This is a genomic window from Shewanella denitrificans OS217 (assembly GCF_000013765.1).
Lineage (GTDB): Bacteria > Pseudomonadota > Gammaproteobacteria > Enterobacterales > Shewanellaceae > Shewanella > Shewanella denitrificans.
Genome location: NC_007954.1, coordinates 4,266,404 through 4,279,980 on the forward strand (window position 1 = coordinate 4,266,404; position 13,577 = coordinate 4,279,980).

Sequence of the window (13,577 nt, forward strand, 5' to 3'; positions counted from 1 at the left end):
ATGCTGATCTAAATGGCTCGAGTTGCTCTATTGAGTTAGGCGGCAGGGACGCTGCGTCCGAGCCCACAGGGACCTTCTTACGTTTGAGAAGACGGCGTCACTCGGGACGTTAGTGCAATGGTTGAGATCACCGATTGAGCTTAGTTAATTCCATTTATATTGCAGTCAAAAGGCATTACTTCCAGCCATGAACCCAACGCGTATCATCTTGCAAATCATGCCAGTCTATTGGGGCAGAGCGTTTTGATATCACAGCTTCGATTGAGCACAAAATGACAACTCCCTCTTCATCGAATTCAATTTCAGTGACCATAAAGTGCTTTTCTTTATTAACGGGTGCAACAGCTGTCCATTTGCTGTTGAGTAATTTCTTGGGGCTAATGTTATTCATCAAAACTCCTTCAAATCCATCACTGTTCATTACTGCTTATTACTGTTTGTCACTGACCCATCTTGACCATTGCTGATAGGTGCCAATGGCGAACAAGCTGCCTATGAATAGACAAATGCCTGAACTTATTACCCAAAATGTCAGACTATTTTCAGACTCTTTGTAAGGAAATAGCGGCATTAAACCCACGAATGACACTCCTCGCAGCAAAAAGATGCTGGAAATGATCACCAGCGCCAGCTTAGTTAACGGCAAGCGTTTAATCACCCCAGCGCCGGACAGTCCGTAGAGTGACCAGATTAGCAATATACCCACTATCACTGCAGTGACAATACTTGGGTACCAAAGCCCCTGCTCGGCCATCGAGGCCATCGCCTCTCCGGCGCCAAAAAAACGATACCAGTCACCGCCAAATACAATACACCCCACATGGAGCAAGGCCGCGATGGCGCACAATAATGCCCCGACAAGTAATGGCTTATTATTCTTTGGCTTCACCTTCCACTCCTTGAACGCTTAACATGCATTAAGCGGCGTTAAACAACCAGATAATTCACACTAATTTTTCCATGACATAATTGGTAAGCGTTTGACCACGAATTTCCACTTGCTGACACTTTACTACTTGAAAACCAAAATGTTCAAAAAATGGTTTTGCGGTAATGCTGGCATGGGCATAAAAACGAGCCAGCCCTTTTTGTTGCCCTGCTGTAACAAGCGCGTGCATTAGCGCTTTACCTACCCCTTGACCTTGGTAATTCCAATGGCAGAAAAAATGATCTATATAGCCATCATCTTGAATATCTGCATAACCGACTATGTCGCTATCTAACATGGCGACAAAAGGATTGATGGCGCGAATACGCAGTTGCCATGCGGCTGGGTCATATTCATCCGGTGCCCAAGCGTTAACTTGAATCTCGGAATAATCTTTACTGTTCACCTTACGGACAGTATTGAAAAAAATGTCTCTTAATTCTGACTCGTCGCCATGTTGAAACTTCCTGATGCTAAGCATTGATACCTCTTTTACCGCTAGCGCCTTGCACTCGAGATAGTGATTAGAAATCTCGCAGTGCGTACTGCACTAATCGCAAGCCAATACAGTACGATTCACGCAAAAATTTGTGCTCACACTTGGCCTATTTAAGCCCTATCACAGTAAAGTCACCGCTGACCTTAAGCTGCACGGTAACGGCTTGTGCGCTGGTGTTTTTCCAATACCACCCGTGGGAGCCTGCAAAGGGGGCGGTAAAACTGCCTTTCATTTCATCACTTGTGGCAATGACGTAGCTCTCAAAATACCCTGTGGTGTCGCCCTGTGGCTCGCCGTGTAAGTCAAAATATAGCGGGCTCGGGCTGCTATTATTAGTGACGGTGTCAGTGGCGGTTTCAGTGTTAGTGCTCCACTGGTATTCCATCTTGGCAAATTGCGTCATATAAAACTTATACTCCACCCCGCGTCCCGCAGGCACAGTCACGCTTATGTTATGCTCGGAAAGCTTGGCGGCATCACTTTGTACCGTACTGGCTGACCCCTGTGACGTGTCAGACTTAGATGCCGCTAATTCAGGAGCCATCTGAGTGCTAGAATCTGGCTGAGCCAGCGCTGTCAGGCCTAAGGCCTTGCCCACTCCTGTGGGGTCTATATTGTATTCTGCGGGTAAAATTAAGCTCACCAAGGCAATTGCCGCTAAGATAACCGCCGCGAATGAGGCTTTAATCAATGTTTTACTGCTTACTGTATGTTGCATAATCTTCTTCTTATTAGTTAATTGCGTAGCCGGTTTTTTAGTTAACTGCGTAGCCGGTCAGTTGATAACCCATCAAGATTAACCCGGCGCTCATTAGCAAGGTATTCGTTAGCGTTGAAAAATGTTGGAACGACGGCCATTTGCGCCAAGCTGTGATGACAATCAAAATGAACCCAAGAGCGGCAAACTGACCGAGTTCAACGCCCAAGTTAAAGGCTAACAAGTTAGTGAGTAAGCCTGCCTCAGGTAAGTCAAATTCCTGCAATTTGGTCGCTAGGCCAAAGCCGTGGAATAGACCAAAAATCAACACCGCCCATTGGGTATTGGGTTGCCAATTAAAACAGCGTTTAAAGCCACCTAAATTGTCGAATCCTTTATACACCACAGATAAACCAATAATGGCATCAATAAGATAAGCATTAACTTGAATATCGCTCAGCACCCCTAACAGTAAAGTGGTGCTGTGGCCTAAGGTGAACATGGTGACATACAAGAACACATCTCGGCTGCGATATAAGAAGAAGATCACTCCCACTAGAAATAACAAGTGATCGTAACCTGTGATCATGTGTTTAGCGCCGATATACACAAAAGGGAAAAATTGCACCCCAGTATTTTGCTCTAAAAAGGCGCGGGTATTGTCATCCACCCCGTGAGCGAATACCTCAACACTGATAAAACTCAATCCGACCAATATGGCAAAAAAAACAATAATTAATCACTTTATTGGCCATTGGAAGGCTCCAAAATCTCTGCTTTCGTCAAGGTAGATTCCTGTTCTTTATGTAACATACGGTATAAGGCTGGGATCACAAAAGAGCATTACACTGGCTGGCACCGTTAATCCTCGGCTCAAGTCTAATTTAGTTCAGCTCTGGTTTATATTCGGGGCAATAAGTGGCGCCGTACTGATACATTTCCAGCCCCTTGGCTTTGGGCTCATCTTCAGACGAATAGCGATTACCAAACTCATCGCAGATTGAAATTTCAGTCTCAGTTTTAGCTTCATCGCTTCCAGAACCACAAGCCGTTAACGTCATAACCAAAGTGAACACTGAAGCGAATAAAACAGATTTTTTCACGACTTGATACATCTTGATATGCCTAGGTAATTTGGTTGAATACTGCTGTTCTCTTGATGAAGGATACCTAACATCGAAGAACCTATGACTGAACCTTAGCGTCATTTACTATGACACACCGCTTCGCAAAGGGAATTTATTTTGCTCTTAGCAAAGCTAATGAATCTTCAATGCTCAAAATATTTGCACTATTTGCCTCAGTAACGCTATGACTCACTTCCAGTAAATCATAACTTCGGCTATTATTTGTACTAACTCATTCTTGGTGACCAAATCATGCTGATTAATTCACACTATCCACAAGTGCCTATCTCGACATCCAATGTCGCGACTGATCTTGCGCGCATAGATAATCAGCAAAAACCGCCGCTATTGCCGCCCCAAGAGCCCAGCAAGGGCCATGAAGAGCGGGCATACAACCAGAATAATGAGCGTGCGCCTGCCGATGTTATCAAGCAAAAGCAGCAGCAAGAGCAACAGCAAAATGCCTCGCTTTACCAGCAAAAAGTCAGCACTCAAACGGCTGCAGCCCCTGTGGTCGCCAAAGCTGTCCGTATTATTGCCAACAACAAAGCCGCACTCGAGCGCAAAGACATACATGTAAAGCAACCGGCGAAAGAGGATCAGAAAGAAACCAAAGGCCTTGCCAACCATCCTAGCCTACAAGGCCAAAGTAGCAGTTTTTATCAGCAGCTGGGGCAGCAAGTTGAGCAGTTTTATCAGGCAAAAGTGTCACCTCAATCCCTGCCAACCCTTAGCATCAGTATTTAAGCTATCCTTCTTTTTAGCCCCCTATTCTCTAAGGATCCAATTCTTCTGTTGTCTCTAGGTTAGAAGCTTTTTTGGGCAGCCTAAACCACTGTTTGTTGTATGCCATGCTGCCCCACAAGGCCCAAGCCAGTGCAGTGTTGGCTTGATCGCTATCCAAGTCCTTAGCGGTTAACTTTTCAGCTGAAAAATCATAGACAAAACTCTTAGGTTCTAGCTCTGGTTGCAAGATGGTGACCTTATTACCTTGCATCAAGGCAAAGTTTTTCTCGTACTGCATCAAGGCGCGGCCTTGCCAGTTGTCTTCTACTTGGCTTAAGTCTTGACCCAACATAGGGTAGCTGGCTGAAATGCCCATCAAGGAGAGCAAGGTCGGAGCTAAATCAATTTGGCTGACTACACGCTTATCCTGCTTGGCTCGCACCCCTTCACCTAAGATAATCCCAGGAATACGAAAGCGTGAAATAGGCACTAGATCGACGCCGCCGACGCGACTGTCATGATCGGCAACCACTAAGAATAGGGTATCTTTCCAGTAGTTTGATTGTCTAGCCTGCTTGAAAAACTCACCTACCGCATGATCGGCATATTTAGCGGCATTGTTTCGGGTCTGCTTTGGCTGCTCGTAGAGCTCGATCTTATTATCGGGGAATTCGAACGGGTCGTGATTACTCGAGCTAAAGACTAAGCTAAAGAATGGCTTACCTTCGTCGGTCAATTGTTCAAATTCATTATGAGCTTTCGCCATCAGATCTTCATCTGATACACCCCATGAGCCTTCGAAGAAAGGATTTTGATAATCATTTTGATCGACAATATCGGTAAAACCATTGCCGAGAAAGAAGCTGCGCATATTATCGAAATGACTTTCACCGCCATAAATGAACTGAGTCGTATAGCCTCTATTTTTAAGTAACTCTGCCAAGCTGAAAAAGCCGCTCTGACTCTTGCCAAGCTTAACCACTGAGCGAGCTGGGGTAGGCGTAAAGCCTGTCACCACAGCTTCTATGCCGCGCACAGAGCGTGTACCTGTGGCATACAGGTTTTCAAAATTCCAACCTTGGGTTGCAAGCGCATCAATATTGGGGGTTAAAGGGAGGCCGCCGAGATTACCGACAAAGCGTGCACCTAAGCTTTCCTCTAAAATAATCACTAAATTCTTAGGCTTGCCCTGAAAGCTCGCCTGATTAACAGACAAACTTGGAATATCTTCATGGGTAAACGCTAGCGCTTCTCGGCCACTTTCACGGCGAATAATTTCTATGATCTCGTGTTCAGGCAGGGCGCCATACATTTTAGCGGCATCTTCTTCGCTGCCCATTTGCTTGATAGCAAAAAACAGTGAGTAAGATGAATTCAGTACTAAGGAATTGACTAGAGGATCTGTGCTAAACGACACCATAGCAGGGTTCAACGGTCTATGACCTAAGGTTGAACGCGCCCCAGCGATAGTGATAGCCATCACGATAACAGCCAACACCGGTCGCCAGTACCATTTAGGTTGGGCAATATTACGGCTAAACCTGCCACTTAACTGCCAGCCAAGCCCTAGACTCAAGAGTGAAATAACCACAGACAAGATAAGTTCAAACTTGCGCCCCGACCACAACATGGACAAGACTTCTTTAGGATAAATTAAATATTCAATATAGAGGCGATTGGGCCTGAAACCGTATTCTTCAATAAATGCGGGAGTAGAGGCTTCCAAGAAAATGACCAGCCATAAACTTAGGGTTAACCATAGCCTTAACATGAATTGCCACACTTTTCCTATGGCATGATTGCCTGAAAAACAAACTTGGCCTAAGGCTGCGATACCGAATAGCCAACATAAACTGGCGATATCGATTCGTAAACCTTGTAACAACAAATGGCTCCAACCTTGAGCATCATTGACTCTGTCTAATTGCCACAAACTCAAGCCTATACGACTGAGTGTCATCACAACAAGACAGATTAATGCCATTATGGCGAGGGATTTAAACGCCCATTGACGAGACTGAAAAGGTGAGTTTTTTCTAAATGAAAAAGACCCAGCGCGGGAATGTTTTGCTCCCGTACCGCCGGAAAAGAATGTCATAGTTAACCTCAATTATTATTCTTATTAGGATAAAACTATTTATTATTAAAATATTTTTCAAATACTTAGGCTGAATTACTCTTGGATTAACATATCCTGTATCAACAAACAGCATATCTAGGACAAATAAATCAGTGAAAAGTTGCAGTTCGCCTCAAGATTTTATCGAATTTATTATACTCCCCGTCTATATTCCTTTTGATCGCGTTGATATTTGCTTTCAAGATGGATGAGCCAGCATTTATACCAATCGTATTAATTATCTGGTCATTCAGCGGGAGTTCAAAGGGGATTAATCAAGGCGAAGGCTTGAAGGCATAGTGCTGCTATGTCAAAAGTATTCAACGCAGAGAAATCCCCTTTGAAACCCGCCCTCGGGAGCGTCTCAAGCATTCCACTTCATCGTTGCATTCCTGTGCAAGAATGAGGTTTGAAAGGGAATAACCCTTACTGCATTAATGCGCCTTGAATTGAAAAGCTTGAGGCGCTCTGATAGGTCACATAATTAATGTGATTGGTATTAACGCAAATATCGGTAGCCACAGCCAATGATCGCTATCTACTCGTGATCCTTGATGGTGCTGGTTGGTATACGCAGGACCTAGCCGACGTTAACGATACTGTTGAGCAATGCTGTCGTGCATGGAATACGTTCATTGAGTGTCGAAATAGGGTGAAAAGATTATGTCGCTGGGATTGGGCTAAACTGGGAAGTCTTTAATCGTAATGGGTATGAGTCACCTGCACATATTGCTTAGGGTCATCTGATATGATGCGTTAACTTTGTAAACTCCGAACGCAAAAAAGCTACCTTATTCAGGTGGCTTCTCTACTTAATTAGGCGCCTGTCATGGCCAGCTTCGAGCATGCCGCCATGGACGGCGGTAAGTAGAATAACGCAGGAGCAGTTATCGAAGCTCTCCGTGTTCGTTAATTTGCATAAAGCGTCGCTTTATAAACACAAAAAACTCACCCTACGACCCACAAGGATGTGGGAAGTGCCTTAAATTGTTGGGAACAATTTTGGCCTATTTATTATGCCCTCTCACATGGGGGCGAATAAGCCCTGTTTTGAATACAGGGTATTAAAGGGCTTTGAAGCGCGCAGCAGCTAGCCTGCAAGCTGGGGAGCCCGCTTAGCGGCGGGGCGACCGCCATGGATGGCGGAAGTGTCTATATTGAAGGAGCATTTATCGACCGACATCAGGATAGGTGTTGCACGTACGTGCTTAAGTAGATAAGTCACCTGAGCATATTGCTTTGGGTCATCAGATATGATGCGCCTACTTTGTAAATCCCAAACGCAAAAAAGCCACCTTATTCAGGTGGCTTCTCTACTTAATTGGGCGCCTGGAAATGACCTACTCTCACATGGGGAGACCCCACACTACCATCGGCGATACTGTGTTTCACTTCTGAGTTCGGAATGGGATCAGGTGGTGCCACAGCTCTATGGTTTCCAGACAAAAAATTGTACGGAACAAATTTTTAACGCACTTTAGTGCGGCCCGTTAGGGTCAAATACACGGATGTATTTGATAAATTGCTCCTATCTAACGCACTCATTTGTGCATTAAATAATAATTCGGAAAGCTGATTTCGTTTTGAGTTCGCACTTTATTAAGCGCTCTATTTCTATTACTAAGGTTATCAGTAAAACCCATCTGGGTTGTATGGTTAAGCCTCACGGGTCATTAGTACAAGTTAGCTCAACGCCTCACAACGCTTACACACCTTGCCTATCAACGTAGTAGTCTCCTACGGCCCTTTAGAGAGCTTAAAGCTCTAGGGATGACTCATCTTAGGGCTCGCTTCCCGCTTAGATGCTTTCAGCGGTTATCGATTCCGAACGTAGCTACCGGGCAATGCCATTGGCATGACAACCCGAACACCAGCGGTTCGTCCACTCCGGTCCTCTCGTACTAGGAGCAGCTCCCTTCAATCATCCAACGCCCACGGCAGATAGGGACCGAACTGTCTCACGACGTTCTGAACCCAGCTCGCGTACCACTTTAAATGGCGAACAGCCATACCCTTGGGACCGACTTCAGCCCCAGGATGTGATGAGCCGACATCGAGGTGCCAAACACCGCCGTCGATATGAACTCTTGGGCGGTATCAGCCTGTTATCCCCGGAGTACCTTTTATCCGTTGAGCGATGGCCCTTCCATTCAGAACCACCGGATCACTATGACCTACTTTCGTACCTGCTCGACGTGTATGTCTCGCAGTTAAGCTGGCTTATGCCATTGCACTAACCGTACGATGTCCGACCGTACTTAGCCAACCTTCGTGCTCCTCCGTTACTCTTTGGGAGGAGACCGCCCCAGTCAAACTACCCACCAGGCACTGTCCCTAACCCCGATAAGGGGTCCAGGTTAGAACATCAAAACTACAAGGGTGGTATTTCAAGGACGACTCCACACAAACTAGCGTTCATGCTTCAAAGTCTCCCACCTATCCTACACATGTAGGTTCAATGTTCAGTGCCAAGCTATAGTAAAGGTTCACGGGGTCTTTCCGTCTAGCCGCGGGTATACGGCATCTTCACCGCAATTTCAACTTCACTGAGTCTCGGCTGGAGACAGCGTGGCCATCATTACGCCATTCGTGCAGGTCGGAACTTACCCGACAAGGAATTTCGCTACCTTAGGACCGTTATAGTTACGGCCGCCGTTTACCGGGGCTTCGATCATGAGCTTCTCTTGCGATAACCCAATCAATTAACCTTCCGGCACCGGGCAGGCGTCACACCGTATACGTCATCTTGCGATTTTGCACAGTGCTGTGTTTTTGATAAACAGTTGCAGCCACCTGGTATCTGCGACTGCCGTCAGCTTAGGGAGCAAGTCCCATCACCAACAGCAGCGTACCTTCTCCCGAAGTTACGGTACCATTTTGCCTAGTTCCTTCAGCCGAGTTCTCTCAAGCGCCTTGGTATTCTCTACCCGACCACCTGTGTCGGTTTGGGGTACGATTCCTACTAACCTGAAGCTTAGAAGATTTTCCTGGAAGCATGGCATCAACTACTTCATCACCGTAGTGACTCGTCATCAGCTCTCAGCCTGTACATTAAAGTACGAATTCCCGGATTTGCCTAAGAATTCAGCCTACCACCTTAAACGCGGACTACCAACGCCGCGCTAGCCTAGCCTTCTCCGTCTCTCCATCGCAGTTAGCAGAAGTACAGAAATATTAATCTGTTTCCCATCGATTACGCCTTTCGGCCTCACCTTAGGGGTCGACTCACCCTGCCCCGATTAACGTTGGACAGGAACCCTTGGTCTTCCGGCGAGGGGGTTTTTCACCCCCTTTATCGTTACTCATGTCAGCATTCGCACTTCTGATACCTCCAGCGTGGGTTACCCCTTCACCTTCAACGGCTTACAGAACGCTCCTCTACCGCGCACTTCTAATGAAATGCACCCGTAGCTTCGGTGACTAGCTTAGCCCCGTTACATCTTCCGCGCAGGCCGACTCGACTAGTGAGCTATTACGCTTTCTTTAAATGATGGCTGCTTCTAAGCCAACATCCTAGCTGTCTAAGCCTTCCCACATCGTTTCCCACTTAGCTAGTACTTTGGGACCTTAGCTGACGGTCTGGGTTGTTTCCCTTTTGACAACGGACGTTAGCACCCGCTGTCTGTCTCCCGAGTAGTACTCATTGGTATTCGGAGTTTGCAAAGGGTTGGTAAGTCGGGATGACCCCCTAGCCTTAACAGTGCTCTACCCCCAATGGTATTCGCTCGAGGCGCTACCTAAATAGCTTTCGAGGAGAACCAGATATCTCCGAGTTTGATTGGCCTTTCACCCCCAGCCACAAGTCATCCGCTAATTTTTCAACATTAGTCGGTTCGGTCCTCCAGTTGATGTTACTCAACCTTCAACCTGCCCATGGCTAGATCACTCGGTTTCGGGTCTACACCTTGCAACTAAACGCGCAGTTAACACTCGGTTTCCCTACGGCTCCGCTATTCGCTTAACCTCGCTACAAAATGTAAGTCGCTGACCCATTATACAAAAGGTACGCAGTCACGGTCTCAAGAACCGCTCCCACTGCTTGTACGTATACGGTTTCAGGTTCTATTTCACTCCCCTCACAGGGGTTCTTTTCGCCTTTCCCTCACGGTACTGGTTCACTATCGGTCAGTCAGGAGTATTTAGCCTTGGAGGATGGTCCCCCCATATTCAAACAGGATGTCACGTGTCCCGCCTTACTCGTTTTCATCTACGGTTAGTTTTCGTGTACGGGGCTATCACCCTGTGCCGCTGGACTTTCCAGACCATTCCACTAACACCCCATAGACTTAAGGGCTAATCCCCGTTCGCTCGCCGCTACTAGGGGAATCTCGGTTGATTTCTTTTCCTCTGGGTACTTAGATGTTTCAGTTCCCCAGGTTCGCCTCATACAGCTATGTATTCACTGTATGATGACCACTTATGTGGCCGGGTTTCCCCATTCGGACATCGTTAGCTCAAATGCTTGTTACTAGCTCGCCAACGCTTTTCGCAAGTTACTACGTCCTTCATCGCCTCTGACTGCCAAGGCATCCACCGTATACGCTTGGTCACTTAACCATACAACCCGGATAGGTTTCATCTTTTCGCTTGTTATTCATCACGCTGTCGTTATTGTGAACCTCATTCGTCAGTCATGTAGCGCTGCTACACTCCTTTCTCATTCGCTTCACGGCTTAGACACCGTATCGAATCACTGCGCTTACCTTATCGAGATAAAGTAAGAAAAACTTGGGTCGTACGTCACTCAATAAAGAGTGGGACCAGCTTGGTTTTTACTTGTCTCACCTCCGGGTAGGAAGTGGACACGCCTTAGTTTTAAAAATATTCAAGACACTTAATAAAGTGTTTTGAGAACTCATATTCATGCTTGCGCACAAATATTATTTTTCGCACTAACCTAATCACACAAACGACAACGAATCATCATTTCTGCGCCTTTTAGTTAGTACTATCAGCTTTCCAAATTGTTAAAGAACAACACTTAACCGGCTCGCGGTGTGTTTCACTCTACCCTTCCAAAGAAGGTTAACAAGTAATCTGTGTGAACACTCAAGGTGATTTCTCACTTTCAGGTATGAGTTAGTCGTATAGGTAAGGAGGTGATCCAGCCCCAGGTTCCCCTAGGGCTACCTTGTTACGACTTCACCCCAGTCATGAACCACAAAGTGGTGAGCGTCCTCCCGAAGGTTAGACTACCCACTTCTTTTGCAGCCCACTCCCATGGTGTGACGGGCGGTGTGTACAAGGCCCGGGAACGTATTCACCGTGACATTCTGATTCACGATTACTAGCGATTCCGACTTCACGGAGTCGAGTTGCAGACTCCGATCCGGACTACGACGTACTTTGTGAGATTAGCTCCACCTCGCGGCTTTGCAACCCTCTGTATACGCCATTGTAGCACGTGTGTAGCCCTACTCGTAAGGGCCATGATGACTTGACGTCGTCCCCACCTTCCTCCGGTTTATCACCGGCAGTCTCCCTAGAGTTCCCACCATTACGTGCTGGCAAATAAGGATAGGGGTTGCGCTCGTTGCGGGACTTAACCCAACATTTCACAACACGAGCTGACGACAGCCATGCAGCACCTGTCTCACAGTTCCCGAAGGCACACCTGCATCTCTGCTGGCTTCTGTGGATGTCAAGAGTAGGTAAGGTTCTTCGCGTTGCATCGAATTAAACCACATGCTCCACCGCTTGTGCGGGCCCCCGTCAATTCATTTGAGTTTTAACCTTGCGGCCGTACTCCCCAGGCGGTCTACTTAATGCGTTAGCTTGGGAGCCCAGTGCTCAAGGCACCAAACTCCGAGTAGACATCGTTTACGGCGTGGACTACCAGGGTATCTAATCCTGTTTGCTCCCCACGCTTTCGTGCATGAGCGTCAGTCTTTGTCCAGGAGGCCGCCTTCGCCACCGGTATTCCTTCAGATATCTACGCATTTCACCGCTACACCTGAAATTCTACCTCCCTCTACAAGACTCTAGTTCGCCAGTTCCAAATGCAATTCCCAGGTTGAGCCCGGGGCTTTCACATCTGGCTTAACAAACCGCCTGCGCACGCTTTACGCCCAGTAATTCCGATTAACGCTCGGACCCTCCGTATTACCGCGGCTGCTGGCACGGAGTTAGCCGGTCCTTCTTCTGTCAGTAACGTCACAGCAACGTGCTATTAACACGCTACCTTTCCTCCTGACTGAAAGTGCTTTACAACCCGAAGGCCTTCTTCACACACGCGGCATGGCTGCATCAGGGTTTCCCCCATTGTGCAATATTCCCCACTGCTGCCTCCCGTAGGAGTCTGGACCGTGTCTCAGTTCCAGTGTGGCTGATCATCCTCTCAGACCAGCTAGGGATCGTCGCCTTGGTGAGCCATTACCTCACCAACTAGCTAATCCCACCTAGGTTCATCCAATCGCGAAAGGCCCGAAGGTCCCCTCCTTTCCCCCGTAGGGCGTATGCGGTATTAGCAGTCGTTTCCAACTGTTATCCCCCACGACTGGGCAGATCCCTAGGCATTACTCACCCGTCCGCCGCTCGCCGGCAAAAGTAGCAAGCTACTTCCCCGCTGCCGCTCGACTTGCATGTGTTAGGCCTGCCGCCAGCGTTCAATCTGAGCCATGATCAAACTCTTCAATTAAAGTTTTTTGAAGTTTTCTATTAGGAAAGACTTCGGCTCAATGAATTCTGATTCGAACTCATCTTTCGATGTGTTCTATGTACATATTTCTATGAACACTCTTTGTGCATTGAGTTTAAATTTTTTGATTATCTAAAGCAGTTAAACTGATTTAAATAATTGTCGAATAACTCAATACCTGTGAGTGTCCACACAGATTTCTTGTTCGTATTGTTAAAGAGCGTTGCTAACATGAAAAACTTAATTTTCATTCAGCTGCCGTTGACGCTAGGTCGTTGGCTTGGGCTGCGTATTCTACGCAATCCGTTGTCAGCGTCAAGTGTTTTTTCAAACTTTCTTTTCGCTTTGATTTAAGCAGTTAACTGTTTCAAATCAACCTATAAACCAAACTGATTCAGCGTTGGCGTGAACCGTTTGCCGTCTCAGTGGTTGCGCATTATAGGCAGATCAGATTTTTACGCAAGGGCTTTTTAACGCCTTTTTCAATAAAGGCGATCGTTAGGCGATCTTTTACACAAAAACGATCGTTTTGGCTTGAAACCGCCTATTTACGCTCATTTATTAAGCTTTTTGATTATACCAATCGTATTAATACCGTTAATAGGATAATTGATAGTAATGAATAGACTCTTATCCAGAAACTTATCTAGGATTGAATGCTGAACTAATATAAACGAATACTGATACGGCGGATTGTTATCGCTTGCTTATCGTTAACGACCGAGTGTGTTTCGTTAGTAAAGTAGTGTCATAGAAGGTAGTTATATAGTGTGTTAGAGAATGTGCTTTAGTACCTGGTGAGTCGCTATTAACAAACAAGAATGTGCCAGAAATGACAAGGGCA

Annotated in this window: 8 protein-coding genes, 3 rRNA genes and 1 pseudogene; 2 read left to right on the plus strand and 10 right to left on the minus strand. The window is 46.6% G+C overall.

Going from position 1 to position 13,577, the window contains the following annotated elements; translation table 11 throughout:
• Nucleotides 1–175 precede the first annotated feature (175 nt).
• From SDEN_RS18475 to SDEN_RS18500, 6 genes are all read right to left on the minus strand, one after another.
• On the minus strand, nt 176–391 hold the full coding sequence (locus tag SDEN_RS18475; RefSeq protein ID WP_011497970.1) for a TIGR02450 family Trp-rich protein: 216 nt from the start codon (nt 389–391) through the stop codon (nt 176–178).
• Nucleotides 392–430: 39 nt separating this feature from the next.
• Nucleotides 431–889, minus strand: coding sequence for a hypothetical protein (locus SDEN_RS18480; protein WP_011497971.1), 459 nt, complete (start codon nt 887–889; stop codon nt 431–433).
• A gap of 55 nt (nt 890–944) precedes the next feature.
• Nucleotides 945–1,409: a GNAT family N-acetyltransferase gene (locus SDEN_RS18485; RefSeq protein WP_011497972.1), complete on the minus strand. Its 465-nt coding sequence runs from the start codon at nt 1,407–1,409 to the stop codon at nt 945–947.
• A 124-nt stretch (nt 1,410–1,533) separates the two neighbouring features.
• Nucleotides 1,534–2,145, minus strand: a complete 612-nt coding sequence (locus SDEN_RS18490; protein ID WP_011497973.1) for a hypothetical protein — start codon at nt 2,143–2,145, stop codon at nt 1,534–1,536.
• A 37-nt stretch (nt 2,146–2,182) separates the two neighbouring features.
• Entirely contained in the window at nt 2,183–2,839 is a 657-nt protein-coding gene (locus tag SDEN_RS18495; protein ID WP_011497974.1) for a HupE/UreJ family protein, read from the minus strand.
• A gap of 169 nt (nt 2,840–3,008) precedes the next feature.
• Entirely contained in the window at nt 3,009–3,239 is a 231-nt protein-coding gene (locus tag SDEN_RS18500; protein ID WP_041405899.1) for a hypothetical protein, read from the minus strand.
• A 264-nt stretch (nt 3,240–3,503) separates the two neighbouring features.
• Here SDEN_RS18500 and SDEN_RS18505 point away from each other — a divergent pair, with 264 nt between their 5' ends.
• Complete coding sequence (locus SDEN_RS18505; protein ID WP_011497976.1) at nt 3,504–3,998, plus strand: hypothetical protein; 495 nt, start codon at nt 3,504–3,506, stop codon at nt 3,996–3,998.
• A gap of 28 nt (nt 3,999–4,026) precedes the next feature.
• Here the strand turns inward: SDEN_RS18505 and SDEN_RS18510 are convergent, their stop codons facing one another.
• Nucleotides 4,027–5,961, minus strand: coding sequence for an LTA synthase family protein (locus SDEN_RS18510; RefSeq protein WP_232279986.1), 1,935 nt, complete (start codon nt 5,959–5,961; stop codon nt 4,027–4,029).
• A 634-nt stretch (nt 5,962–6,595) separates the two neighbouring features.
• Between SDEN_RS18510 and SDEN_RS20900 the strand changes: the two are divergent.
• Nucleotides 6,596–6,796, plus strand: a pseudogene (locus tag SDEN_RS20900) (hypothetical protein); the annotation flags it as partial.
• Nucleotides 6,797–7,423: 627 nt separating this feature from the next.
• Here SDEN_RS20900 and rrf read toward each other — a convergent pair.
• From rrf to SDEN_RS18525, 3 genes are all read right to left on the minus strand, one after another.
• Nucleotides 7,424–7,539, minus strand: a 5S ribosomal RNA gene (gene rrf / locus SDEN_RS18515).
• Nucleotides 7,540–7,748: 209 nt separating this feature from the next.
• Nucleotides 7,749–10,653, minus strand: a 23S ribosomal RNA gene (locus SDEN_RS18520).
• 535 nt (nt 10,654–11,188) lie between these two features.
• Nucleotides 11,189–12,733, minus strand: a 16S ribosomal RNA gene (locus SDEN_RS18525).
• Together the 16S, 23S and 5S rRNA genes form the textbook arrangement of a ribosomal RNA operon.
• Nucleotides 12,734–13,577 lie beyond the last annotated feature (844 nt).

Coding starts and splice junctions, on each gene's coding strand:
- SDEN_RS18475 (WP_011497970.1), bottom strand. CDS start 391: ATGAATAACATTAGCCCCAAGAAATTACTCAACAGCAAATGGACAGCT.
- SDEN_RS18485 (WP_011497972.1), bottom strand. CDS start 1,409: ATGCTTAGCATCAGGAAGTTTCAACATGGCGACGAGTCAGAATTAAGA.
- SDEN_RS18490 (WP_011497973.1), bottom strand. CDS start 2,145: ATGCAACATACAGTAAGCAGTAAAACATTGATTAAAGCCTCATTCGCG.
- SDEN_RS18500 (WP_041405899.1), bottom strand. CDS start 3,239: ATGTATCAAGTCGTGAAAAAATCTGTTTTATTCGCTTCAGTGTTCACT.
- SDEN_RS18505 (WP_011497976.1), top strand. CDS start 3,504: ATGCTGATTAATTCACACTATCCACAAGTGCCTATCTCGACATCCAAT.
- SDEN_RS18510 (WP_232279986.1), bottom strand. CDS start 5,961: ATGGCATTAATCTGTCTTGTTGTGATGACACTCAGTCGTATAGGCTTG.